Source organism: uncultured Bradyrhizobium sp. (assembly GCF_936943645.1).
Classification (GTDB): domain Bacteria; phylum Pseudomonadota; class Alphaproteobacteria; order Rhizobiales; family Xanthobacteraceae; genus Bradyrhizobium.
Map to the genome: position 1 here is coordinate 1 of NZ_CAKZJO010000030.1, position 22,742 is coordinate 22,742.

The 22,742-nt window shown below is 65.8% G+C and carries 22 protein-coding genes and 1 pseudogene; 11 read left to right on the top strand and 12 right to left on the bottom strand.

Going from position 1 to position 22,742, the window contains the following annotated elements:
- Window positions 1-325: 325 nt before the first annotated feature.
- Together Q0743_RS03580 and Q0743_RS03585 are read right to left on the bottom strand one after the other, a co-directional pair.
- Window positions 326-1,099, bottom strand: a complete 774-nt coding sequence (locus Q0743_RS03580; protein ID WP_298240220.1) for a gamma-glutamyl-gamma-aminobutyrate hydrolase family protein — start codon at window positions 1,097-1,099, stop codon at window positions 326-328.
- 91 nt (window positions 1,100-1,190) lie between these two features.
- Window positions 1,191-1,901, bottom strand: coding sequence for a hypothetical protein (locus Q0743_RS03585; RefSeq protein ID WP_367184838.1), 711 nt, complete (start codon window positions 1,899-1,901; stop codon window positions 1,191-1,193).
- 135 nt (window positions 1,902-2,036) lie between these two features.
- Here Q0743_RS03585 and Q0743_RS03590 point away from each other — a divergent pair, with 135 nt between their 5' ends.
- Window positions 2,037-3,188 carry an AI-2E family transporter gene (locus Q0743_RS03590; protein ID WP_298240222.1) on the top strand — a complete coding sequence of 384 codons (1,152 nt, stop codon included), beginning with the start codon at window positions 2,037-2,039 and terminating at the stop codon, window positions 3,186-3,188.
- Between the two features lie 6 nt (window positions 3,189-3,194).
- Here Q0743_RS03590 and Q0743_RS03595 read toward each other — a convergent pair whose 3' ends face one another.
- The 6 genes from Q0743_RS03595 to Q0743_RS03620 all read right to left on the bottom strand — a co-directional run bounded on the left by Q0743_RS03595 (window position 3,195) and on the right by Q0743_RS03620 (window position 6,871).
- The gene (locus Q0743_RS03595) at window positions 3,195-3,491 is read right to left on the bottom strand and encodes an antibiotic biosynthesis monooxygenase (RefSeq protein ID WP_094977636.1); all 297 of its coding nucleotides are present in this window, start codon (window positions 3,489-3,491) and stop codon (window positions 3,195-3,197) included.
- Between the two features lie 100 nt (window positions 3,492-3,591).
- On the bottom strand, window positions 3,592-3,831 hold the full coding sequence (locus tag Q0743_RS03600; protein ID WP_298240223.1) for a hypothetical protein: 240 nt from the start codon (window positions 3,829-3,831) through the stop codon (window positions 3,592-3,594).
- A 58-nt stretch (window positions 3,832-3,889) separates the two neighbouring features.
- A complete protein-coding gene (locus Q0743_RS03605; RefSeq protein ID WP_298240224.1) occupies window positions 3,890-5,110 on the bottom strand; it encodes a GGDEF domain-containing protein in 1,221 nt (406 codons plus the stop codon).
- A gap of 228 nt (window positions 5,111-5,338) precedes the next feature.
- A complete protein-coding gene (gene rpsI, locus Q0743_RS03610; protein WP_018320095.1) occupies window positions 5,339-5,818 on the bottom strand; it encodes a 30S ribosomal protein S9 in 480 nt (159 codons plus the stop codon).
- Between the two features lies 1 nt (window position 5,819).
- On the bottom strand, window positions 5,820-6,284 hold the full coding sequence (gene rplM / locus Q0743_RS03615) for a 50S ribosomal protein L13 (protein ID WP_011087726.1): 465 nt from the start codon (window positions 6,282-6,284) through the stop codon (window positions 5,820-5,822).
- A gap of 158 nt (window positions 6,285-6,442) precedes the next feature.
- Complete coding sequence (locus tag Q0743_RS03620; RefSeq protein WP_100177396.1) at window positions 6,443-6,871, bottom strand: PaaI family thioesterase; 429 nt, start codon at window positions 6,869-6,871, stop codon at window positions 6,443-6,445.
- 86 nt (window positions 6,872-6,957) lie between these two features.
- Between Q0743_RS03620 and Q0743_RS03625 the strand changes: the two genes are divergently transcribed.
- The 4 genes from Q0743_RS03625 to Q0743_RS03640 all read left to right on the top strand — a co-directional run bounded on the left by Q0743_RS03625 (window position 6,958) and on the right by Q0743_RS03640 (window position 10,271).
- On the top strand, window positions 6,958-7,782 hold the full coding sequence (locus Q0743_RS03625; protein WP_298240225.1) for an enoyl-CoA hydratase: 825 nt from the start codon (window positions 6,958-6,960) through the stop codon (window positions 7,780-7,782).
- Between the two features lie 19 nt (window positions 7,783-7,801).
- Entirely contained in the window at window positions 7,802-8,386 is a 585-nt protein-coding gene (locus tag Q0743_RS03630) for a CoA-binding protein (RefSeq protein ID WP_298240226.1), read from the top strand.
- A 149-nt stretch (window positions 8,387-8,535) separates the two neighbouring features.
- A complete protein-coding gene (locus Q0743_RS03635; RefSeq protein ID WP_298240227.1) occupies window positions 8,536-9,816 on the top strand; it encodes an O-acetylhomoserine aminocarboxypropyltransferase in 1,281 nt (426 codons plus the stop codon).
- Between the two features lie 113 nt (window positions 9,817-9,929).
- Window positions 9,930-10,271, top strand: coding sequence for a hypothetical protein (locus Q0743_RS03640; protein ID WP_298240228.1), 342 nt, complete (start codon window positions 9,930-9,932; stop codon window positions 10,269-10,271).
- A gap of 23 nt (window positions 10,272-10,294) precedes the next feature.
- Here Q0743_RS03640 and Q0743_RS03645 read toward each other — a convergent pair whose 3' ends face one another.
- Window positions 10,295-11,377, bottom strand: a complete 1,083-nt coding sequence (locus Q0743_RS03645; protein WP_298240229.1) for a COX15/CtaA family protein — start codon at window positions 11,375-11,377, stop codon at window positions 10,295-10,297.
- Window positions 11,378-11,481: 104 nt separating this feature from the next.
- On the opposite strand from Q0743_RS03645, the gene Q0743_RS03650 reads away from it, so the two are divergent.
- Window positions 11,482-11,703, top strand: coding sequence for a DUF2842 domain-containing protein (locus Q0743_RS03650; RefSeq protein WP_097663273.1), 222 nt, complete (start codon window positions 11,482-11,484; stop codon window positions 11,701-11,703).
- Here the strand turns inward: Q0743_RS03650 and Q0743_RS03655 are convergent.
- Window positions 11,687-12,736 (bottom strand): polysaccharide deacetylase family protein, encoded by a 1,050-nt coding sequence (locus tag Q0743_RS03655; protein ID WP_298240230.1) that lies wholly within the window; start codon window positions 12,734-12,736, stop codon window positions 11,687-11,689. The genes Q0743_RS03650 and Q0743_RS03655 overlap by 17 nt on opposite strands.
- A gap of 132 nt (window positions 12,737-12,868) precedes the next feature.
- Between Q0743_RS03655 and Q0743_RS03660 the strand changes: the two genes are divergently transcribed.
- Window positions 12,869-14,050, top strand: a complete 1,182-nt coding sequence (locus Q0743_RS03660) for a GNAT family N-acetyltransferase (protein ID WP_298240231.1) — start codon at window positions 12,869-12,871, stop codon at window positions 14,048-14,050.
- 75 nt (window positions 14,051-14,125) lie between these two features.
- Here the strand turns inward: Q0743_RS03660 and Q0743_RS03665 are convergent, their stop codons facing one another.
- On the bottom strand, window positions 14,126-16,444 hold the full coding sequence (locus Q0743_RS03665; protein WP_298240232.1) for an exopolysaccharide transport family protein: 2,319 nt from the start codon (window positions 16,442-16,444) through the stop codon (window positions 14,126-14,128).
- Window positions 16,445-16,649: 205 nt separating this feature from the next.
- On the opposite strand from Q0743_RS03665, the gene Q0743_RS03670 reads away from it, so the two are divergent.
- From Q0743_RS03670 to Q0743_RS03680, 3 genes and pseudogenes are all read left to right on the top strand, one after another.
- Entirely contained in the window at window positions 16,650-17,783 is a 1,134-nt protein-coding gene (locus tag Q0743_RS03670) for a glycosyltransferase family 4 protein (protein ID WP_298240233.1), read from the top strand.
- 142 nt (window positions 17,784-17,925) lie between these two features.
- Window positions 17,926-19,449, top strand: a pseudogene (locus tag Q0743_RS03675) (undecaprenyl-phosphate glucose phosphotransferase).
- A 166-nt stretch (window positions 19,450-19,615) separates the two neighbouring features.
- Window positions 19,616-20,872 (top strand): O-antigen ligase, encoded by a 1,257-nt coding sequence (locus Q0743_RS03680; protein WP_298240234.1) that lies wholly within the window; start codon window positions 19,616-19,618, stop codon window positions 20,870-20,872.
- Here the strand turns inward: Q0743_RS03680 and Q0743_RS03685 are convergent.
- On the bottom strand, window positions 20,841-21,317 hold the full coding sequence (locus Q0743_RS03685) for a MarR family transcriptional regulator (protein ID WP_298240235.1): 477 nt from the start codon (window positions 21,315-21,317) through the stop codon (window positions 20,841-20,843). The genes Q0743_RS03680 and Q0743_RS03685 overlap by 32 nt on opposite strands.
- Window positions 21,318-21,464: 147 nt before the next feature.
- On the opposite strand from Q0743_RS03685, the gene Q0743_RS03690 reads away from it, so the two are divergent.
- Complete coding sequence (locus Q0743_RS03690) at window positions 21,465-22,661, top strand: FAD-dependent monooxygenase (RefSeq protein WP_298240236.1); 1,197 nt, start codon at window positions 21,465-21,467, stop codon at window positions 22,659-22,661.
- Window positions 22,662-22,742: the final 81 nt, after the last annotated feature.

Sequence of the window (22,742 nt, forward strand, 5' to 3'; positions counted from 1 at the left end):
TGCCGCCGGCACCCGGCCTTCCCTGCGCCCTTTGGCCTTCAAAGCGCGCGAACGACCTGCAAAGCTCGGGCGAAACGCGCCGCGGGATGGAAGAGGCATGTGTGCGCCACGCCCGCGCCGTCAGGGAGCGAGCCTCACGCTCCGCTCTCGTGCCTCGGACGCAGCGCAGCGTCACTTCGACGGTGCGCTGCTGAGCCGGGGCCCATGTCGCAGCGAAGCCCGGCGCCGCTGGGGCCCGGCTCGGCGCCGCAATGCCTAAAAGCGCATTCACGCGCGTCTTCGACGCGCTATGCGCATTGCGGCTTGTCCGGGACACGAGCGGAGCCTACGCCGCCGCCCTCTGCCGCGCCACCAGCGCTTCGCCAAACGCCTCGAACAGCTTGCGGTTGATCGGATTGTGCTGGGGATCGTATTCGGCGTGCCATTGCACGCCGAGCGCAAAGGTCGGGGCTTCCGCGATGCGGATCGCCTCGATGGTGCCGTCCTCGGCGACGCCCTCGATCAGCACGCGCTTGCCGGGTTCGAGAATGCCCTGCCCGTGCAGCGAATTGACCCTGATCTTCTCGCAGTTGAGCAGTCTTGCGAACGCCCCGCCCGGTGTCAGGTCGACGTCGTGGCGGTCGGCAAACACGACGGTGGGATCGGGATGGATCTCGCCGTTCTCGAGCCGGGGCATGCGATGGTTCATGCGGCCGGGGATTTCGCGGATCTCGGGATGCAGCGAGCCGCCGAAGGCCACGTTCATCTCCTGGAGACCGCGGCAGATGCCGAACAGCGGAATGCCCCGGGCGACGCAGGCGACCGAGAGCGCCAGCGCCACCTCGTCGCGGTGGATGTCGTAAGGCTCGTGCTTCTCGCAGGGATCGACGTTGAAACGGGTCGGGTGCACGTTGGCCCTCGCCCCGGTGAGGATGATGCCGTCCACGGTGTCGAGCAGCGCCCCGATATCGGTAATATCGGGGGAGCCCGCGAACATCACCGGCAAGCCGCCGGAGACCTCGGCCACGGCGCGCAGATTGCGCTCGCCCACCATCTGGACCTGAAATCGATTTTCGACGCGATGGGAATTCCCGATCACGCCGACGACCGGCTTTCTCATCTGTCGTTCCGCGCCTCTCCGTGAAGAAGATTCGCCAAACATGCCCCTCGAATGGAACAAATTCAACAGAAGGGATCGCGGGACGGCAATGCTATTTTCGCGCAAATGCCTCCCGGGCCTCGCCCCCGGAAGGCAGGCCGGCCGCCTTCAGGGCGGTTGCCGCACCATCGCCCGGCCCGGCCAGCCAGGGCAGCTTCGCCGCGATGCCGCGCGTCACGGGCTCCCCGAGCGCCCCGCCGAAATCGATCGGCCAGAACCCGTTGGGCACGACTTCCGCACTAAGACCACGGATCGCGTAGCCCTCGCCCAGAACCGCCTCTGCTCCGTCGCCGGCGACGAGCCGCGCGGTGGAGGGGTCCCCGGGATCGCCGAAGCTCACCAGGACTGGAACGAGGTCTCCCTGCACCGGGACGACGCCGGTCTGCCGCTGGATGTCGTTGAACGAGACGCGGTTGCCACGCGCAGCGCCATAGGCGCGGAGTGCGACATAGTTGATGTCGTCAAAGTCCAGCTTGGCGTCCTGCCGGTGCGCCAGCAAGGCCACCAGATTCCTGCCCTTGGCGCCGTCCTGGCCGAGATCCACGAACACCGCCTCTCCGCGCATGATGGTGCGGCCACTGCGGTTGTAGTTGCGGTCGGGCACGACGGCCAGAATGCCCGAGCCGGTCTTGATCCCGTCGGGCGTCACCACCTCGACCGTGAGACGAAATTTGTGGCCGGGCCGGTTGATCCGGATCTGGTCGCCGATCACGAGCACGGCCAGAAGGCCGAGCAGACCGGCCCATTTGCTGATGAAGCTCAAACCGCCCCCGTTGCTCATTCCCCACCGCTCTGCACCGTCGGGATGCCGGCGTCAAACCAGCGCGTTGACGCGGGCTTGATCGGAAACGCGTTTGTCGAGAGAGTGCGGCGCGCAGCGCACTGAAAAGGACCCGATGTGACCATGTCCAAAGATGAACGCTCCCGGCCCCGCGGCGACCTCGCCTGGGACCAGGCCTGGGCGATCTCGGTCGGAGGCATCGGTGTGGTGCTGTTCACCGCGCTGCTCGTCTTCATCTGGTATTTCGCCGCCACCGTGCTGCTGATCTTCACCGGCATTCTGCTCGGCCTCGGCCTCAACGCACTGACCGGCGCGCTCGGGCGCCGCGTACCCCTGCCCCATGCCGTACGGCTCGCGATCGTCTGCACCGCGCTCGCCCTGATGCTCGCGGGCATCGCCTATCTCGGCGGCGCCACCATTGCCGAGCAGGCTTCGCTGCTGAGCAAGACCCTCAAGTCGCAGCTTGCCAATGTCAGGTCCTTCCTGGACAACCACGGCATCGACACCAGCTTCTTCGATCTCGGCAACGGCACGGCCGACGCGGCGAGCAACACGCCGGCCGAGGGGGCGTCCGCACCGGCCGCGGCTCCGCGAGGCCCCTTGCCCAGCGCGGGCGCCCTGGCCTCCAGCGGCGGTGCGATCGTGAGCCAGACCTTCAAGCTGCTGCTCGGCACCATCCACGGCGTCGGCAACATCTTCATCGTGCTGTTCCTGGGCTTCGCCTTCGCCGCCCAACCCGCCGTCTATCACGACGGCCTCTTGTTCCTGGCGCCGGCCAGGCATCGCACCCGCATCACCCTCATCATCGACCGCATCGCCGAGACGCTGGAGCGCTGGCTGATCGCGCAGATCGTCGTGATGCTCGCGGTCGGCGTGGTGACCTGGATCGGGCTTCTCCTCATCGGCATTCCCGGCTCGTTCATCCTGGGGATCCAGGCCGGCCTGCTCGCCTTCATCCCGACCGTCGGAGCCATCATCGCCGGCGTCATCGTGGTGCTGGCGAGCCTCGCATCGGGCTGGGTCCCCGCACTATCGGCCTTCCTGCTCTTCATGGGCGTCCACGCCATGGAGAGCTATGTGCTGACCCCGGTGCTCCAGCGGCAGGCGCTGGACATCCCGCCGGCCACGCTGTTCGCGTTCCAGATCCTGCTCGGCGTGGTGTTCGGAATCTGGGGCCTCGCGCTGGCGCTCCCGCTGGTCGCCATCGCCAAGGTCATGATCGATCATTTCAAGACCTATGAGGCGCCGCCGCTTGCGGAGGCGGCCTGACCTCGCTCAGGTCGTCAGCACGGTCTCGGTGTGCTCGACCTCGGGGGGCGAGGCAAAATACTGGCCAACGAGGCCGCGCCATTCGGCGAAATTCTCAGAGCCGCGGAAATCGACGGTGTGGTTCTCGAGCGTCGCCCATTTCACCATCAGCCGGTAGCGCTGCGGCTTCTCGATCGACTTGTGCAGCTCGAAGCCGTGAAAGCCCTTGGAGCGGCCGAAAGCGGCCTTGGCCTTGGCGACGGCGGCCTCAAAGTCTTTCTCGCTGCCCGGCTTGACGTCGATTTGCGCGATCTCGGTGATCATCGGTTTCCACCCGTTTTTGTTCGATGGGTGTGTCTACCGCAGCCGAGAGCAAAGAAAAAGGCGCCGAAATGGCGCCCTGGTCGGCCCAAAAATGCAGGTCTCAGACCAGCAGCAGAACCGTGCCCGCCACGACGAGGGCACAACCGACGAACATCGCGAGCGGCCAGTAGCTGCGGCGGCTTTGCGTGTAACGCCCCTGCGCGCGGCGCTCGCTGATCAGCGCGCTCTCGTATTCATCCGCGGTCGAGAACAGACAGGCGAAACCGCTGCGTGCCGAGGCCGCAGCGGCTTCGAGCGACATCAGGGCAGCTTGCGGGTTCTGTCGACGGATCGATTCCATGACCGCAATGGTAGGGATCGAATGGTAAACAGAGGATTACCGCAGGGCACCTCGCGTCTCATGCGGTGGCCGGCCGCACCTGCGGCGCACCGATCCGCGCCGCGCTCTGGCGGCGCCAGTTCTCCAGCGACAGCGGCAGCTCCTCGGCCGCCTCGACGCGGTTACGGCCGCCGCGCTTGGCCTGGTACAGCGCGGTATCGGCCGAGGCCAGCAGCACCTCGAGCTCGGTGCCGGCCGGACCGCCGGCGACGCCGATGCTGACGGTGGTGTCGACCGGGCCCTCGTCGACCACGACGCCGGAGGTCTCGAACGCCTCGCGCACGCGCTCGGCAACCAGCACACCCTCCTCCAGCGAACACGGCAAGAGCGCAGCGAATTCCTCGCCGCCGATGCGGCCCGAGAGGTCGGTGATGCGCAGATTGCTGACGACGACGGTCGAGAACAGCCTCAGCATCTCGTCGCCGGCGGGATGGCCGAAGCGATCGTTGATCGACTTGAAGTGGTCGATGTCGAAGATCATCACGGTGACGGGACGTCCGGCCTTGGCCTCGCGGTCGATCACGCGGCCACAGGCTTCCGAGAAGCCGCGGCGGTTGAGCATGCCGGTGAGCGGGTCGGTGGACGCCGCGGTCCGGTGCGCGGTGACGGTGCGCTCGGACACCAGCATGAAGATCACGAACACGGTGCCGACGGCGTAGAGAATGAGCTCGACTGCAAACACCGTGACCCAGATGCTCTGGGAGAAGCCGGCATCGTGCGGACGCAGGAAGCTGCCGAGCACGATCGGCAACATCAGCACGCAGCCATGCATCACCGGCACGACGAAGGCCGGCCAACGCCGCTGCTGGCTCTTGCGCCGCTCGGTCCAGAGCTCGCTCGCGGTCAGCGCCGCGTAGACCGAGACGATGCCGGCGCCGATCATCATGCGCAGCATGGATGCCTCGGGGGAGAGCAGCGTGACCGCGGCGGCCCAGGCCAGCGCGCCGATCACGAGACCGGGCCAGTTCGGCTTGCGGCCGTGGAAGACGCGCGCCGCGTTCCAGACCATGCCGCAGGCGACGAAGCCGACGGCATTCAGCGCGAGATAGAGCTGCGGACCGAGCTTGTCGCCGGTCGCGGTCCATAGCGCGACGGAGGCGGCACCGAGCAAATAGGCGGTGCCCCACCATTTCAGTGCAGGACTGTCCTCCTGCCTGCCGAAAAACACCATCATGGCGCCGAGCAGTGCGGCGACCATGGTGGCGACCAAATAGAGCGTGATGCTATCGAGCGACATCATGTCGGCCCCCTTAAGCCATAGCAGTTACGCGATCGGTACATCCGATTTGCGCGCCCTTCCGAAGGCGACGCTAGGTCCGGCGGGTTCCATTCAGGTTTTCGCGGGAGGCCAAGTTTTCCGGAAACACGCCATCAATTTGCGTACAAACGAACAGCAAAAAGGGCGCTGAAATCAGCGCCCTTTTGCATCTCATTGAAGCCGCTTTCGCGGCGAATGTGACCGAAGCGATTAACGCTTCGAGAACTGGAAGGACCGGCGGGCCTTGGCCTTGCCGTACTTCTTGCGCTCGACCACGCGCGAGTCGCGGGTGAGGAAGCCGCCCTTCTTCAGCACGGAGCGCAGCTCCGGCTCGAAATAGGTGAGCGCCTTGGAGATGCCGTGACGGACCGCGCCGGCCTGGCCGGAGAGGCCGCCGCCGGCGACCGTGCAGATCACGTCGTACTGGCCCGAACGCTGGGCCACCGAGAACGGCTGCTCGATCATCATGCGCAGCACGGGACGGGCGAAATAGACCTCGACCTCGCGCGAGTTGACGGTGACCTTGCCGGCGCCCGGCTTGATCCACACGCGGGCGACCGCGTCCTTGCGCTTGCCGGTGGCATAGGCGCGGTTGAACTTGTCGACCTTCTTCTCGTGCTTGGGCGCATCGGGCGCCGCCGCCGTCTTGAGCTGCGAGAGCTGGTCGAGCGACTGGATGGATTCGGCCATGTTATGCGGCCCTCGTGTTCTTGCGGTTCAACTTGGCGATGTCGATCTTCTCGGGCTGCTGCGCCTCGTGCGGATGATCGGCGCCGCCGTAGACACGGAGGTTGCCCATCTGCACGCGACCGAGCGGGCCACGCGGGATCATGCGCTCGACGGCCTTCTCGAGCACGCGCTCGGGATGCTTGCCCTCGAGGATCTGGCGCGCGGTGCGCTCCTTGACGTGGCCGACATAGCCGGTGTGCTTGTAGTAGGTCTTCTGCTCGCGCTTGCGGCCGGTGAGGACCGCATGCTGCGCATTGATGATGATGACGTTGTCGCCGCAATCGACGTGCGGGGTGTAGGTCGGGAGGTGCTTGCCGCGCAGGCGCATGGCGACGATGGTGGCGAGACGGCCGACGACCAGACCCTTGGCGTCGATCAGCACCCACTTCTTCGTCACCTCAGCCGGCTTTGCCGAAAAGGTTTTCATGTCAGAGTTTCCGTGGACGGGGAGCATCGGCGCGAACACCGCACCGGACTGGGCGGGTTTCTAGAGAAGAGACGCGTCACGGTCAATGCCTGAAGATGTAAACTATATCTGCAATATCAATAAGTTAAAAATATGGTGCCATATTACCTGCGAAAAGCTCAAACATTTGGAATGGAATAGGTCGAGGTGACATGAGCGATCGGATCGGGCGAGGAGCCGGACAGCAGCTTCACTTCCCCGACCGCCAGGCGCTTGCCGAGCTTGAGCAGCCGCGCCTCCGCCAGCACGTCCTGCCCGGACCCACCCTTGCGCAGGAAATTGATGTTGAGATTGGTGGTCACCGCGAGCCCGACCGGCCCGATCGCGGACAGCAGCACCACGTACATCGCGAAATCGGCCAGCGCCATCAGGGTCGGTCCGGACACGGTGCCGCCCGGCCGCAGCATCTTTTCGCTGTAACGCTGCCGCAAAAGGCAAGTCTGGCCGTCGGCGCTCTCGATTGTGATGTCGTCGCCGCTGAAGGCCTGGGGAAACTCGTGACGGAGGAACTGCTCCACCTCCGCCACGCTCATTTTCGCTAACGCCATGCTGTTCCCCACCCTCGCTTCACTTGCCCTGTTACATTAAGTTATCTGCGTCATCCAATTGCAATCTTCTAGCGGAATTCGCGTCAATGTCCGTCACGGCTGCCCGTGCCCCCTCCCCGCAACCGCCGATCCTGCTGCGCGAGACCGTAGGTCCCATTGCGGTCCTGACGCTGAACCGCCCGGCCGCGCGCAACAGCCTGTCGGCCGCGATGATCGCCGGCCTGCATGCCGAACTCGACAGGGTCCGCGACGACAAGGCCGTCCGCGGCGTCGTGATCGCCGCCATCGGCCCCGCCTTCTCCGCCGGCCACGACATGAAGGAACTCACCGCGCGCCGCACCGACGCCGATCGCGGCCGCGCCTTCTTCGTCGAGATGATGACCGCCTGCAGCGCGATGATGCAGGCGATCGTGCATTTGCCGAAGCCCGTGGTCGCGTCCGTCCAGGGCATCGCGACCGCAGCCGGCTGCCAGCTCGTGGCGAGTTGCGACCTTGCGATCGCATCGGAAGCCGCAAGCTTCGCCACCCCCGGAGTCGACATCGGCCTGTTCTGCTCGACACCGATGGTGGCGCTGTCGCGCAACGTCCCGCGCAAGCAGGCTATGGAGATGCTGCTGACGGGTGAGCCGATCCCGGCTGTGCGCGCCCGCGAGATCGGGCTGATCAACCGCGTGGTTGCCGCCGGGACCGAGCGCGAGGCCGCGATTGCGCTCGCCGAGAAGGTCGCGCTGAAATCGGCCTACACCGTCAAGCTCGGTAAGGAGGCGTTCTACCGACAGGCCGAGATGAGTCTTGCGGATGCCTATCGCTATGCGGCCGAGGTGATGACCGAGAACATGATGGCGCGCGATGCCGAGGAAGGCATCGGCGCGTTCATCGAGAAGCGCACGCCGACATGGCGGGATGAGTAACAACAAGAAAAGACAAGTGATGAACCACGACGCCTATCCCGACAATTACATCCGCGGCATCCTCAACTCCGTGAAGTCGATCGCGATGGTCGGCGCCTCGCCCGTCAACGTGCGGCCGAGCTATTTCGCGTTCAAATACCTCGCGCAGCGCGGCTACGACATGATCCCGGTCAACCCCGGTCATGTCGGCAAGGAGCTGCTTGGAAAGCCGTTCGTCGCTTCGCTCTCCGACATCGGCCGTCCCGTCGACATGATCGACATCTTCCGCAACTCCAGCCACATCATGCCCGTGGTCGAAGAGGCGCTCGCGCTCGATCCGCTGCCGAAGGTGATCTGGATGCAGCTTGGCGCACGCGACGACGCCGCGGCGGCGAAGGCGGAATCAGTCGGTATCAAGGTGGTGATGAACCGCTGTCCCAAGATCGAATATGGCCGGCTGTCGTCCGAAATCTCCTGGATGGGCGTGAATTCGCGCACGCTCAGTTCCAAGCGTGCGCCGGCGCCGACGCAGGGCATGCGGCTGTCCCTCAATCGGATGAGTGTCGGCGGTGGCGACACCGCGGCATCCGATCGCGCGGCCAAGAACAAGACCGAGCAAAGCTGACGCAAGCGCGAAGCGTTCATTTCGCGAACGCGGCAATGCGTAGCAGGATCATTCCCAAATCATCCTGATGTGAAGCGGCGCCTTGACGGCGAGCGCGGCGCCCATCAGCATGCCGCGCGATTTCAGACCACAAGAACAGGACGCCCTCAATGAGCGATCGCCTTCCGGGATTTTCGACCCTCGCCGTGCATGCCGGTGCACAGCCCGACCCCACCACCGGCGCGCGCGCGACTCCGATTTATCAAACCACCTCGTTCGTCTTCAACGACGCCGACCACGCCGCCTCGCTGTTCGGCCTGCAGGCGTTCGGCAACATCTATACCCGCATCGGCAACCCGACCAACGCGGTGCTGGAAGAGCGCGTCGCCGCGCTCGAAGGCGGCACGGCTGCGCTGGCGGTGGCCTCGGGCCACGCCGCACAGGTCGTGGTGCTGCAGCAATTGCTGCAGCCCGGCGACGAGTTCATCGCCGCGCGAAAGCTCTATGGCGGCTCGATCAACCAGTTCACGCACGCGTTCAAGAGCTTCGGCTGGAACGTGGTGTGGGCCGATCCCGATGACATCGCAAGCTTCGAGCGCGCGGTGACGCCGCGCACCAAGGCGATCTTCATCGAGTCCATCGCCAATCCCGCCGGCAGCATCACCGACATCGAGGCGATCTCTACGGTCGCGCGCAAGGCGGGCATGCCGTTGATCGTCGACAACACGCTGGCCTCGCCCTATCTGATCCGCCCGATCGACCACGGCGCCGACATCGTCGTGCACTCGCTGACGAAGTTTTTGGGCGGCCACGGCAATTCGCTCGGCGGCATCATCGTCGATGCCGGCACCTTCGACTGGTCCACGGGCGGCAAATACCCGATGCTCTCGGAGCCGCGCCCCGAATATCACGGCATCCGCCTGCAGGAGACTTTTGGCAATTTCGCCTTCGCGATCGCCTGCCGCGTGCTCGGCCTGCGCGATCTCGGCCCCGCACTGTCGCCGTTCAATGCCTTCATGATCCTCACGGGTATCGAGACGCTGCCGCTGCGCATGCAGAGGCATTGCGACAATGCCAAAGCGGTCGCCGAATTCCTCGCCGGCCATCCGGCGGTGGCCTCGGTCAGCTATGCGGGTCTGCCGAGCGACAAGTACCACCAGCTGGCACGCAAATACGCTCCGAAGGGCGCGGGCGCCGTGTTCACCTTCAGCCTGAAGGGCGGCTATGACGCCGGTGTCAATCTGGTGTCGAAGCTGCAGCTGTTCTCGCACCTCGCCAATGTCGGCGACACCCGCTCGCTCGTCATCCACCCCGCCTCGACCACGCACAGCCAGCTCGACGACGCCGCCAAGGTGAAGTCCGGCGCCGGCCCCGACGTGGTACGGCTCTCGATCGGCATCGAGGACAAGGAAGACCTGATCGCGGATCTGGAACAGGCGCTGGGCGCGTAATCGTCGCCCGGGGCGGCCAAAGCCGCCCCGGGAACAACGGCTCTCGTTAACGATCATTAACCATATCGGCCGCATAGATCGTCTTTGGATCGCCCCTTGATTCGGAGCCGACGATGCTGCGCTGGATGGTGCCTGCCCTTGCCGCGATGCTGACGGTTTCAAGCGCGCTCGCTGCCGATCTGCCGGCCACGCCGAAGCGGCGCGCCGCCGCGCAGAAGGAGCCGCCCAAGGTTTGGGTCGACACCGATCCGGACGCGCTGATCTCGCCGGCCCATGGCATCGGCAGCTACATCAGCAACCTGCCGGGCACACCGCTCCTCCCCGGCTCCCACACGCTGCCGGGCTATTACGGCCGCCCCTGGGACTACGACTATCAGGGCTCGTATTACGGCGGGAAGCAGGTCGACTATTTCTGGCGCCTGCCCTATTCCTGCGGCATCTACGGCTATTGCTGATCTGATCAGCCGGCTGATGGTGATCAGCCGGGCTGGCTGACGGGAACCGTGCGCGGCAGCACCTGCGCGGAGTGCCGCGAAGCCAGCCGTTCCACCTGCATCACCGCAAGCGTCAGCACTGCGATCGCGACCGCCTGGTGCGACAGCGCAAGATCGATCGGCACCTGGTTGAGCAGCGTGAGAATGCCGAGCACGGCTTGCAGGCTGATCGCCGCAAGCAGCCACAGCGCACCGCCTGCCGCCGCACCTGCGCGCGAGCGCACCGCGTCGATCGCATGCAGCAGCGCCAGCACGAACAGCGCATAGGCGGTCATGCGGTGCTCGAACTGCACCGTCAGGACATTGTCGAACATGTTGCGCCACCACGGCGTCTCGAACCACAGCCGCTCGCCCGAGGGAATGAACGCGCCGTCGATCTGCGGCCAGGTGTTGTAGGCACGACCGGCGCGCAGGCCCGCGACCAGCGCGCCGAAATAGATCTGCACGAAGGTCACGACGAGTAGCAGCGCGCTGGTGAACCGCAGCCGCGCCGGTGCTGCGATCTGCGGCCGCTCCTTGAGCCGCCGCACCGTCCAGACGATGCCGGCAAAGATCAGCAGCGCGAGGGAAAGATGCGTTGCCAGCCGATATTGCGAGACCTCGACCCGCTCGGTCAGGCCGGAGGCCACCATCCACCAGCCGACCGCGCCCTGCAGACCGCCAAGCGCAAACAACAGCCACAGCCGGCGCTTCAACTCACCGGAGAGGCCGCCGCGCCACAGGAAGTACAGGAACGGCAGGAGATAGGCGACACCGATGAAGCGGCCGAGCAAGCGGTGGCTCCACTCCCACCAGAAGATCTCCTTGAACTCGGACAGGCTCATGCCCGCATTGAGCTCGCGATATTGCGGTATCTTCTTGTAGGCCTCGAACGCCTCGGTCCACTGCGCCTCCGACAGCGGCGGCACGCTGCCCGTGACCGGCTTCCATTCGACGATCGACAGGCCCGATTCCGTCAGCCGCGTCGCGCCGCCCACCAGGACCATCAGCGCAATCAAAGCGGCCACGGAAATCAGCCACCAGCGCACGGCGCGATGCGGCTCGGACGGGGTGGAAATCGTCGTCATTTCAGGAGCAAAACCAGGGTTTCGAGGCTTGAACCGGACTGCGTGCCCCTTATAGTCCCCCGCTCCCGCAGCGCAAGTTACGCGAAAGCCGCAAGTCCTCCGCCATGACGATCCGCACCCGCAAGTTCCTCGGCGCCATCCTGCTCCTGGTGCTTTGCACCGTCTGGGCCCTGCTCGGCATGGCCGCGGCGCAGATGCCGTGGATCGCCGAGTCCGGCTGGCGGCAGGCGATCTATTACGTCGTGGTCGGCATGGGCTGGGTGCTGCCGGCGATGCCGATCGTGAGCTGGATGCAGCGGCCCGATCGCGTCAAGTCTGGCCGGTAGCGCTGCCGGTCGGTTTCACCGGCGCAAAGGCCACGCCCGACACCAGCACACGCAACATGCGCAGCGATCGCATGCGGCCGTCCCAGGAGATCCGCGGCAGCGCGCGCAGATTGGTCCGCCCTTCCGCGTCCACGATGCCTGATATCGCGGACGCCGCGCTGGTGAACCCCGCCTCTTCCGCCATCACGACGTGGCTGCGCCGGAACGAGGCGCGGTCGCCGAACGGAAAGGCGAAATGTTCGACATGGCGGCGGAAAGCGGATTCCGCGACGGCCTTGCCCATCGTCATCTCGCGCAGTGCCGCATTGTCCTTCATGTTGGCGAGCGCGGGATAGTTCACCGTCGCGCTGCCGATCGTGACGAACGGATCGGCGGCGAGCTTCGCCAGATCCTCCCAGTTCATCGACGCCTCGCGCGAAAGCGCGGCAAGATCGATCCGGTAGCGGGTGCAGAGATCGGCGATCGCCGCCGACAGATCCGCGGGCGAGAGCGAGCGCAGCCAGCTCTCGAGATGCGAGAACAGCGCCTGCTTCTCGGCAGGATCGGTGACCACGAAGCGCTGCTCCTTCTCCCCCATCATCAGGCTGATGCGGCTCTCGCGCGCGATCACCTGCTCGAGCCCGAGCCACCAGGCCTCGCCGACGCCGTCGGGAAAGGCGGTCGGCACGTAGATCGTGAAGGGCACGGCATGATGCGCCAGCACCGGATAGGCGAAGTCGATCAGATCCTTGCCGGCGCCGTCGAAGGTCAGCGCCACGAAGCGGCGCTGCTCCGGCAGCGTCACCGCGCGCCGGCAGACCTCGTCCATGCCGAGAAAATCGTAATTCCAGCGCTTCAGCGCACGAACGGCGCGATCGAGGAATTGCGGCGTGATCTCGTGTGCGCGCAGCGGCTGAAAGGCGCCGCGCCGCCGCGGGCGCACGCGTTCAAAGCGCAGGATAGCGCCGGCACCGCGGCTGCCCAGCGCGGCCCGGCCGGTGAACCAGGCGAACTCAAGGCGCAGCCGTTCCAGCGATCTGTCGTCGGATGCCAAGACCCCACCCTTCACGCCCTCAAGGCGCCCGTTCCCGCTCCCATTGTCCTTACCCTTTGTTGACATTTCTTTGCAAAGGTCGGCCACAGGCCGATTGACGTCTATTTTCTGATTTCTCGACAGGTTTTGCGGATGACCATGGCTGCGGCGATGCAAAGCCGGACGGCAGAAGCGCCAGCGCGGTCGAAAGCGAGCCGGATCGCGCATGTCGACATCGTCGCCGATCTCGACGCCGCCGAGGCGGTCTGGCGCGCCTTCGAGGAGCCCGGCCATCTCTTCACGCCCTATCAGCGCTTCGATCTGCTGAGCCCCTGGCAGCGCCTGGTCGGCGAGCGCGAAGGCACGCGCGCCTTCATCGTGATCGGCCGTGACGCCGAACACAGGCCGCTGTTGCTGCTGCCACTCTCGCTGCGCCAGAGCCACGGCGTGCGCACGGCCTCTTTCATGGGCGGCAAGCATACGACCTTCAACATGGGCCTGTGGGACGCCGCATGCGCCGCACAGACCGTTGCTGCCGATCTCGACGCGATGCTGGCGCCGCTCCGTGAGCACGTCGACGTGCTCGCGCTGACACAGCAGCCGCTGCGCTGGCGCGACCAGCAGAACCCGTTTGCGCTGCTACCGCGACAGAGCGCGATCAACGGCTGCCCTCAACTGGTGATGGAGCCGGGCGGACCGCCGGCATCGCGGCTCAGCAATTCCTTCCGCCGCCGGCTCAAAGCCAAGGAAAAGAAGCTCCAGCCCCTCGCCGGCTATCGCTATCATCTGGCGACGTCCGATGCCGACGTCACCCGCCTGCTCGACTGGTTCTTCCGCGTCAAGCCGGCGCGGATGGCCGAGCAGAAGCTCCCCAACGTCTTTGCCGAGCCAGGCGTCGAGCAGTTCATCCGCAGCGCCTGCCTCGCGCCCCGCGGCGAAGGCCGCGTCATCGACATCCACGCACTCGAATGCGACGAGGAGGTGATCGCGATCTTCGCGGGCGTCGCCGACGGCCAGCGCTTTTCGATGATGTTCAACACCTACACGATGTCCGAGCACGCCCGTTACAGCCCCGGCCTGATCCTGATGCGCTACATCATCGATCGCTACGGCGAGCGCGGCTACCGTTCGCTCGACCTCGGCATCGGCTCGGACGATTACAAGCGGATGTTCTGCAAGGACGACGAGGAGATTTTCGACAGCTTCGTTCCGCTGACCTCGCGCGGCAAGCTCGCGGCGATGGCGATGTCCTCGCTCAGCCACGGCAAGCGGCTGGTGAAGCAGAACCAGATGCTGTTCGATCTGGCGCGCCGGCTGCGGCAGGCGTTCGGGTAGTTGGTCGCACCCTTCTCCGAAAGTGGCCCTACTCGCGGAGCTGTCCCCTACCCTCCAGGAGAGGGTGAGAGAGACCTACGCCGCCACGACGCGCGGGGTTTCCGCCGCATTGGACGCCTGCACCGGCTTGCTCAGCATCGTCACCTCGCTGAAGCCGACCGCTTTGAGCTGCTCGCACATCAGCGTGCGCGCGTCCGGCGCCATCGACGCATCGGGCACCACGACGGCGCGGGCATGCGCCGTCAGCAGCTCGGCCGGAAGGTCCGAGGCGCTGCCGGCGTCGATCAGCACGTGGTCATAGGCGCGCAGCAGCGCGTCGATGGCGAGGGTCACCCGCGGCGATTGCAGCAGGCTGCGGTCGAAGCCGGGACGGCCGGCCATGACCAGATGCAGTCGCGACAGCTTGTCCCGGGTGATCACTTGCGCGAACGAGGCCTCGCCCTGCATCAGCTCGGCAAGGCCGGGCGCGGACGCATCGACCGAGACCGCGGCGATCGTGGGCGAGGACGCGGCGAGATCGACCACGACGACGCGCGCCTCGCGGGCCAGGTGCCGGGCGAGCGTCAGGGTCGACAGCGTGATGGCTTCGCCGGACGCAGTGCCAAGCACCGTGACCTTCTTGGCCGCAGCGCCTGCGGCGCGCAGGCTGTCGGCCAGACGCTCGATCTCGGTGAATTCGGTGACGTCCGCATCATCAATCATCTCCGGCTGGAGCGGCGCAGGCTCCGCCAGAGCGGGCTCGATGCCGGGATCGTCGACCGGGTCGACGACCGGCTGCACCGGCGCCTCCTGGCGCACCGGCGACCGTGCCGGAAGCACCGCCGCCACCGCACGCGGCGCAGTCTGGCGCAACAGCTCGCCGGTGACGACGACGCCGGACGAGAGCAGCAGTGTCGCGATCGTCGCGATCAGCACGATCGGCAGCTTCTTCGGATAGGCCGGGGTGTTCGAGACGACGGCGCGCGAGATGATGCGGCCGTCGGTCGGTGCCGTGTCGATGGTCTCGCGGGTATTGGCCTCGCGGTACTTGGCGAGATAGGTTTCGAGCAGATCGCGCTGCGCCTTGGCTTCGCGCTCCAGCGCGCGGAGCTGGACGTCCTGACCGTTGGTCGAGGCCGCCTGCTTCTTGAGCTGCTCGAGGCTCACGGTCAGGCTGTCGACCCGACCGCCGGCGATCTTTGCGTCATTCTCCAGCGACCGCGAGATCTTGCCCGCCTCGTCGCGGATCTGGGTTTCGAGGTCGCCGAGCTGGGCCTTCAATTCCTTGATGCGGGGATGGTTGCCGAGCAGCGTCGAGGATTGCTCCGCAAGCTGGGCACGCAGCGTCACGCGCTGCTCGGACAGCCGCCGCATCAACTCCGAGTTCAACACCTCGGAGGCTTCGATGGGCTTGCCGCTCTGGAGCATCTCGCGGATCAGCCGCGCCTTGGCCTCGGCGTCCGCCTTGAGCGCACGCGCATTGTTGAGCTGGGTGTTGACCTCGCCCATCTGCTGGTTAGAGAGCGTGGTATTGTTGGTGCCGACGAACAGGCTCGACTTGGAGCGGAAATCCTCGACCCTGGCCTCGGCGTCCGAGACCTTCTTGCGCAGATTCTCGATCTCGCCGGCGAGCCACTGGCTGGCGTTCTTGGCCTGCTCCTGGCGCACGCCCTGCTGGAGCACGAGATAGCCGTCGGCAATCGAATTGGCGACGCGGACGGCAAGGTCGGGATCGGCGGACTGGAATTCGACGACGATGACGCGTGACTTGTCGACGGCATAGGCCTGCAGGCGGTCGTAATAGGCGTCGAGCACGCGCTCTTCCGGCGTCATCGAGAACGGATCGCGGCCGATGCCGACCATCGCCGCCAGCGACTTCAACGGCGAGACGCCCTGCAGCACCGGGTCGAATTCGGGGCGCTCGGCGAGCTTGTTCTTCTTGATGATCTCGCGCGCGAGATCGCGCGACAGCACGAGCTGCACCTGGCTGGTGACCGCCTCGGCGTCGAGTGCCTGCCGCTCCTCGGTGCGGTCGCTGCTCGGGCGCAGAAACACGTTCTCGCGGCCGTCGATGAGGATGCGCGCTTCGGACTTGTAGCGCGGCGTGACCAGGTTGACGATTGCGATGGAGCCGACGAGCGCGAGCACGGTCGGCACGATGATCCAGCCGCGCTTGCGCGCCAGGGCACCGCCGAGCGCATGCAGATCGATATCGCCGGATTCGACTTGCGCCTGCTTGGCGACAACGGGCGCGGGCCTGACGTCAATCCTGGATTCGGCCTTGGACTCGACTTTGGGCTCGACCTTGACCTCAGCCTTGGGCGCGGCGTCGGCCTTGATGTCGGCCTTGGGCTTTGCAACGGCGCGCGCAACCACCGCCTTGTCCTTGCCGGCACGCCAGAACGCTAAACGCATCGAACACTCCCGCAGGGGCAACGCCACCAAGCTACCTCAACCGCGGCGATTACACTCCATTAAGGTTGCCGCTGGGTTAATCGCGGGATCCCGCGGTCGCAGTGCACGCGCTCGTCACCGTTTGTTAACCACGAAGGCTCTTAATCCGTCTCGATATTTTCCTAGGAATTGTTCGGCATCCGCCGTCGAGCGCTGGTTTTGATTCATGCCCCCCTCTCCCGACCGGCCGCTTCGTATCCTCCACGCCGTGCGCGCTCCCGTCGGCGGCATCTTCCGCCACATCCTCGACGTCGCCAACGGCCAGGTCGATCGCGGCTATCATGTCGGCATCCTCGCCGATAGCCTCACCGGCGGTGAGCGCGCCGACAAGGCGCTTGCCGAGCTCGCGCCGCGCCTCAAGCTCGGCGTGCACCGCATGGCGATCCGCCGCGAGCCTTCGCCCGACGACGTCCTGGTGTGGTTTCGCATGCGGCGCCTGATCGCCACGCTGAAGCCCGACGTGATGCACGGCCACGGCGCCAAGGCCGGCGCCTTCATCCGTATGCGGCGGCGCTCCGACGACACCATCCGCATCTACACGCCGCATGGCGGCTCGCTGCACTATCCCCTCAACACCATCAAGGGCGAGTTCTACGCGCGGCTCGAGCGCGCGTTGATGGATTCGACCGACCTGTTCCTGTTCGAGAGCGCGTTTGCCCGCGACACCTATCAACGCATCGTCGGCACGCCCAAGGGCGTGGTGCATTGCGTCTTCAACGGCGTCACTCCGGAAGAGTTCGAACCCGTCGTGATCGCCGACGATGCCACCGACATCTGCTATGTCGGCGAGTTCAGGCACATCAAGGGCGCCGATCTCCTGGTCGATGCGCTGGCCCGCCTGCATGAGGGCGGCAAGAAGGTCACGCTGACGCTCGGCGGCGACGGCGAGGAAACGGCAGCGCTGAAGGCGCAGGTCGAGAAACTCGGCCTCACCAGTTCCATCCGCTTCATCGGTCACGTCAAGGCGCGCTACGGCTTCTCCAAGGGGCGGCTGCTCGTCGTCCCCTCGCGCGGCGATTCCATGCCCTATGTGGTGATCGAAGCGGGCGCGGCCGGCATCCCGATGATCGCGTCGAGAATCGGAGGCATCCCCGAAATCTTCGGCACCGACAGTCCCGCCTTGTTTGCGCCGAGCAATTCCGAGGCGATGGCGGAGGCGATTGCCGCGGCGCTCGACGACCCCAAGACCACAGCACAGCGCGCGGTCGCCTTGCGCGACCGCATCTCGGCGCATTTCTCGCAGGCCGCGATGGTCGAGGGCGTGATCGCCGGCTATCGCGACGCATTTGCCAATCATTAACCATCCTTAAGCCCGCTTTAGAAAATCTTCCGATTTGTTCGATAATCGAAGTGGCCAGGGGATGCTCGCCCGGGCGCGCAAGGCCGTGCCGCGGGCTCTGGAATGGACGTGGACGCCCGTGGAACCGCTCAACGCACGCTCGATGCTCGACGCCGCGACCAGCGCTGCGGCGAAGCCCGCTGACCAACCTTTCGTCGAGCGCCGTCGCCGGCTGACGCCCGCCGCGCTCGAAGTCGTCAACCAGAAAGTCGCCCGCGCCTATTCGCCGATCGTGATCGCCGGCTTCGTGCGCCTCGCCGACTTCGCGCTGCTGACCCTCGTCGGCATCGCGCTCTATGCCGGCTATGTGATGCCGCACGCCGGCTTCAACTGGCTCTATCCTGCCGAGGTCGTCGCAGTGGCGATCGCTGCCGTGATCTGCTTCCAGGCCGCCGACATCTACCAGGTCCAGCTGTTCCGCGGGCAGCTCCGGCAGATGACGCGGATGATCTCGTCCTGGTCGTTCGTCTTCCTGCTGTTCATCGGCATCTCCTTCTTCGCCAAATACGGCAGCGAGATCTCGCGGCTGTGGCTGGCCGCCTTCTACTTCGTCGGGCTCGCCGCGCTGATCGCCGAGCGTCTGGTGCTGCGCTCGCTGGTGCGCGGCTGGGCACGCCAGGGCCGGCTCGACCGCCGCACCATCATCGTCGGCTCCGACAGCAACGGCGAGCAGCTGGTCGAGGCGCTGAAGGCGCAGGAGGATTCCGACATCCACGTGCTCGGCGTGTTCGACGACCGCAACGACAGCCGCGCGCTCGACACCTGCGCCGGCGCGCGCAAGCTCGGCAAGGTCGACGACATCGTCGAATTCGCCCGCCGCACCCGCGTCGATCTCGTGTTGTTCGCGCTGCCGATCTCGGCGGAGACGCGCATCCTGGAGATGCTGAAGAAGCTCTGGGTGCTGCCGGTCGACATCCGCCTCTCCGCGCACACCAACAAGCTGCGTTTCCGTCCCCGCTCCTACTCCTATCTCGGCGAAGTGCCGACGCTCGACGTGTTCGAGGCGCCCATCACCGACTGGGACCTGGTGATGAAATAGCTGTTCGACCGCGTCGTCGGCAGCCTCGCGCTGCTGGCCGCGCTGCCGGTGATGGGCCTCGTCGCGCTCGCGGTGAGGCTCGATAGCCCGGGCCCGGTGCTGTTCCGCCAGAAGCGCTTCGGCTTCAACAACGAGCGCATCGACGTCTACAAGTTCCGCTCGATGTACCATCATCAGGCCGACCCGACCGCCTCCAAGGTCGTGACCAAGAACGATCCGCGCGTCACCCGCGTCGGCCGCTTCATCCGCAAGACCAGCCTCGACGAGCTGCCACAGCTCTTTAACGTGGTGTTCTCCGGCAACCTCTCTCTGGTCGGCCCGCGCCCGCATGCGGTGCAGGGCAAGCTGCAGAGCCGGCTATTCGACGAGGCCGTCGACGGTTATTTCGCCCGCCACCGCGTCAAGCCGGGCATCACCGGCTGGGCCCAGATCAACGGCTGGCGCGGCGAGATCGATAACCAGGAAAAGATCCAGAAGCGCGTCGAGTTCGACCTCTATTACATCGAGAACTGGTCGGTGCTGTTCGACCTCTACATTCTCCTGAAGACACCGATCTCGCTGCTGACCAAGAACGAGAACGCGTATTGAGTTGCTACCCCGAGCCACACTGTCATCGCCCGGCTTGACCGGGCGATCCAGTAATCACCGGCAGCGAGAACTGTCACAAGCGGCTCGGCGTACTGGATGCCCCGCCTCCGCGGAGCATGACGGCGGAAGTTGTGTGTACCAGTTTGCGTAAGCGTATGAGCATCTGATGGCGTATGCGGCGACAGCCGATGGAGTGAACGTCACCGCACCGGCGGCCCCCGGCGTGCTGGCGCTGCAGCGCGCGCTGGTGTGGCTGGTCGGCGCCTCCGGCGCGGTCGTCTTCATCGAGCCGAGCCCCTACGAGATCATAACGCTGCTCGCGGCCGTCACGTTCTTCGCCACGGGCCTTCGTTTGCGGCTGGCGCTGATGCCGCTGGTCGCGCTGCTGGTCCTGCTCAATGTCGGCTACACGATCAGCGCGATTCCGTTGTTCGACAAGTCCGAGGTGGTGAGCTGGATCGCGACCTCCTGGTACATGGCGGTGACCGTCGTCTTCTTCGCCATGGTCATGTCCGAGGACACCGCGGCCCGGCTCGACATGCTCCGCCGCGGCCTCGTGGTCGGCGCGATGATCGCCTCGCTCCTGGCGGTCGCCGGCTATTTCCACCTGGTCCCCGGCGGCAACGACCTCCTCACGCTCTACGGCCGCGCCCGCGGCACGTTCAAGGACCCGAACGTGCTCGGCGCGTTCCTGATCCTGCCCGCACTGTTTGCGCTCCAGAGTGTGGTCTCGGACAAGCTCATCAAGGCGTTCCGCAACGTCATTGCCTTCGGCATCATGTCGCTGGCGATCCTGCTGGCGTTCTCGCGCGCGGCCTGGGGCGGCCTGGTGCTGACCTCCGCCTTCATGCTGGCGCTGATGGTGTTGACCAGCCGCACCAACGCGCAGCGCTCGCGCATCATCATCATGGCGATCGTGGCGGCCGTGCTGGGCATCGCGCTGATCGCGGTGCTGCTGTCATTCGATGCCACCGCCGAGATGTTCAAGCAGCGCGCGAGCTTCGACCAGAGCTACGACGAGGGCCGATTCGGCCGGTTCGGCCGCCACATCCTGGGTGCCGAGATGGCGCTCGACCTGCCGTTCGGCATCGGTCCCCTGCAATTCCACCGCTTCTTCCCCGAGGACACCCACAACTCCTATCTCAACGCCTTCATGTCCGGCGGCTGGCTGTCCGGCGTGTGCTATCCCGCGCTGGTCTTCACCACCGTCATCATGGGCTTCCGCCACATCTTCGTGCCTGTGCCCTGGCAGCGCGCCTATCTCGCCGTCTTCTCCGCTTTCGTCGGCACCGTCGGCGAAAGTTTCGTGATCGACACCGACCACTGGCGGCACTTCTGGATGATGCTGGGCGCGATGTGGGGCATGATCGCGGCCGCGCAGATCTACAAGATCAGGGCCGACGAGGACGCGTCTTCAACTTGAGCGCCGGGCGCTTCTCCGGCGGCGTGTCGAGCAGTCCCTTCAGCGCCTCGGTCGCCGCGAGCACACCCTTGTAGCCCTCATTGGCAAAGCGCAGCAGCAGGCGCAGCTCCTCGTCGGAATAGCCGCTGCAGACCTTCTCCATCGCCTGCTGCATCGGCACGTAGAACTGGCCGATCTTCGCGATCGCCTCCGGCACGACCGCGATGAAGACCTTGCGACGATCGGCATCGTCGCGCTCGCGGCGGACGAGGCCGGCCTTCTCCAGCCGGTCGACGACGCCGGTAATGGCGCCGGTCGTCAGCCCTGTGACCTCGGCAAGCCTTCCTGCCGTGACGCGACCCTCGAGATACAGGATGTCCATGCATTCGAGGTCGGAATTGGCAATTCCGGCAACGTTGGCAACGGTTTGCCCATAGAGCACGCCCTGCGCGGAAGATCGGCGCATGGCCTCCTCGAGCTCCTGCAGCAGCACAGTACGCGCCTTCGTCCTTGACAAGGTCGGCCTCATATCTTAGGCGATATATATCTTAGTCACTAAGAGATTTAGCGACCGTAATTTCTCCTAGCACCACGGAAACGTCGGGAGCAAGCCATGTCCTATCGTCCCCGCAAGGCCCTGATCATCGGCGCCGGCATCGCCGGCCCGGTGGCCGCGATCCTGCTGCGCCGCGCCGGCATCGAGTCCGCGATCTACGAGGCCTGGCCCTACTCCAAGGGCATCGGCGGCGGCCTCCAGATCGCGCCGAACGGCATGCATGTGATGGACGAGATCGGGCTTGCGAAGGAGCTGATCAGCCGCGGCTCGATCGCCGAATCCTTCGACTTCTATTCGCAAGGCGGCGAGCGGCTCGGCTCGATCAACCGCGACATGGCGCGGCGCTTCGGCCAACCCGCCGTCAACATCTCTCGCGCCGCGCTGAACGAGATCCTGATCGACAAGGCCTGGTGCGCCTGCGTCTCGCTCTATTTCGAGAAGCGCCTGATCAAGGTCGAGGATCGCGGCGACCAGCCGATCATCGCCTACTTCTCCGACGGCACCACGGCCGAGGGCGACTTCCTGATCGGTGCCGACGGCGTGCACTCGGTGGCGCGCCGCCAGGTGGTTCCGGACGGGCCGCAACCCTTCGACACCGGCCTGATTGGCTTCGGCGGTTTCGTGCCGCACGCCGTGCTCGACGGCCGGTCGATCGGCCAGCATGTTGAGACCACGTTCGGCCAGAGCGGCTTCTTCGGCTACGGCTATTGTAGTCCGGATCCGAACGACGGTGTGATGTGGTGGAGCACGCAGCCGGCGCACGGCATGGATGCGGCAATGTTTCGCGCGCTCGACCAGACGACGCTGAAGCAGCATCTGCGCGGCTTCCACCGCGGCTGGCACGGTCCGATCCCTGACATCATCGAGGCCGCCGAGAACATCGTCGTCACCGACACGCTCGACGTTGCGACCTTGCCGACCTGGTCGCGCAAGCGCTCGCTGCTGATCGGGGACGCCGCGCACGCGACCAGCCCGCACGCCGGCCAGGGCGCTTCGCTCGCGCTTGAAGATGCCATGCGGCTCGCCCGCCTGATGCAGGACGGCCAGGAGCTCGGCGCCACCTTCCAGACCTTCGAGGCCGAGCGTCGCCCGCGCACCGAGAAGATCGTCGCCATGGCCCGCCGCAACGGCAACAGCAAGCGCGAATTCAGCGCCGCCGGCGCGTGGGTACGCAATCAAATGATGAAATGGCTGCTGCCGCTCGGCGCGAAGCACATGGATTTCATGTACGCCTATGATGCGAGGGCGGTGTGATTTCTCTTTCTCCCTCTCCCCGCTTGCGGGGAGAGGGTTGGGGTGAGCGACTATCTGGATTGTCAAGTTGCATTGGCGTAG

Coding starts and splice junctions, on each gene's coding strand:
- Q0743_RS03580 (WP_298240220.1), bottom strand. CDS start 1,099: ATGAGAAAGCCGGTCGTCGGCGTGATCGGGAATTCCCATCGCGTCGAA.
- Q0743_RS03665 (WP_298240232.1), bottom strand. CDS start 16,444: ATGCGTTTAGCGTTCTGGCGTGCCGGCAAGGACAAGGCGGTGGTTGCG.
- rplM (WP_011087726.1), bottom strand. CDS start 6,284: ATGAAAACCTTTTCGGCAAAGCCGGCTGAGGTGACGAAGAAGTGGGTG.
- Q0743_RS03625 (WP_298240225.1), top strand. CDS start 6,958: ATGTCCGTCACGGCTGCCCGTGCCCCCTCCCCGCAACCGCCGATCCTG.
- Q0743_RS03680 (WP_298240234.1), top strand. CDS start 19,616: ATGGCGTATGCGGCGACAGCCGATGGAGTGAACGTCACCGCACCGGCG.
- Q0743_RS03670 (WP_298240233.1), top strand. CDS start 16,650: ATGCCCCCCTCTCCCGACCGGCCGCTTCGTATCCTCCACGCCGTGCGC.
- Q0743_RS03595 (WP_094977636.1), bottom strand. CDS start 3,491: ATGATCACCGAGATCGCGCAAATCGACGTCAAGCCGGGCAGCGAGAAA.
- Q0743_RS03645 (WP_298240229.1), bottom strand. CDS start 11,377: ATGACGACGATTTCCACCCCGTCCGAGCCGCATCGCGCCGTGCGCTGG.
- Q0743_RS03685 (WP_298240235.1), bottom strand. CDS start 21,317: ATGCGCCGATCTTCCGCGCAGGGCGTGCTCTATGGGCAAACCGTTGCC.
- Q0743_RS03620 (WP_100177396.1), bottom strand. CDS start 6,871: ATGGCGTTAGCGAAAATGAGCGTGGCGGAGGTGGAGCAGTTCCTCCGT.
- Q0743_RS03630 (WP_298240226.1), top strand. CDS start 7,802: ATGAACCACGACGCCTATCCCGACAATTACATCCGCGGCATCCTCAAC.
- Q0743_RS03690 (WP_298240236.1), top strand. CDS start 21,465: ATGTCCTATCGTCCCCGCAAGGCCCTGATCATCGGCGCCGGCATCGCC.
- Q0743_RS03600 (WP_298240223.1), bottom strand. CDS start 3,831: ATGGAATCGATCCGTCGACAGAACCCGCAAGCTGCCCTGATGTCGCTC.
- Q0743_RS03605 (WP_298240224.1), bottom strand. CDS start 5,110: ATGATGTCGCTCGATAGCATCACGCTCTATTTGGTCGCCACCATGGTC.
- rpsI (WP_018320095.1), bottom strand. CDS start 5,818: ATGGCCGAATCCATCCAGTCGCTCGACCAGCTCTCGCAGCTCAAGACG.
- Q0743_RS03660 (WP_298240231.1), top strand. CDS start 12,869: ATGACCATGGCTGCGGCGATGCAAAGCCGGACGGCAGAAGCGCCAGCG.
- Q0743_RS03650 (WP_097663273.1), top strand. CDS start 11,482: ATGACGATCCGCACCCGCAAGTTCCTCGGCGCCATCCTGCTCCTGGTG.
- Q0743_RS03640 (WP_298240228.1), top strand. CDS start 9,930: ATGCTGCGCTGGATGGTGCCTGCCCTTGCCGCGATGCTGACGGTTTCA.
- Q0743_RS03635 (WP_298240227.1), top strand. CDS start 8,536: ATGAGCGATCGCCTTCCGGGATTTTCGACCCTCGCCGTGCATGCCGGT.